The organism is Actinotignum sp. usb-actsch-rep-73 (assembly GCF_059082735.1).
This window is the reverse complement of the sequence record NZ_JBHNPV010000065.1, coordinates 1-412: the sequence shown is the minus strand read 5'-3', so window position 1 is coordinate 412 and position 412 is coordinate 1. Positions and strand designations below refer to the sequence as shown.

Genomic DNA, 412 nt, shown 5'->3' with positions numbered 1-412 from the left:
GTAGCAGATAGATACGATAACCTACGCATTCCAATTACAGCTTCAGAGCGAGTTCCTGGCAGCACACCTTACTACGGTGCAAATGGAATTCAAGACTACGTCGAAGGCTTCACTCATCAGGGTGAGTTTGTGCTTATTGCGGAAGACGGCGCTTCTGATTTGGATAATTATCCGACCATGTGCATCAATGGGACTATCTGGGTAAACAACCACGCGCATGTAATTCAGGGCAGAAAAGGTCTCACTGATAATCATTTTGTTGCATGGTCGATTAAGCGCTGTGATATCAAGCCTATGCTGACGGGCGGAACGCGCGCAAAGCTTAATGCGGAAGTACTTATGGGAATGGGTATCTCCACCCCAAATTACGCTGAGCAAATCAGCATTGGCTCATTCTTCGAGCAACTCGACC

General features: G+C 47.3%; 1 protein-coding gene. It reads left to right on the top strand.

From position 1 onward, the window contains the following. Positions 1–412, top strand: a 412-nt coding sequence (locus AC5RE1_RS05030; protein ID WP_493938423.1) for a restriction endonuclease subunit S, incomplete at both ends; no start/stop codon positions are given.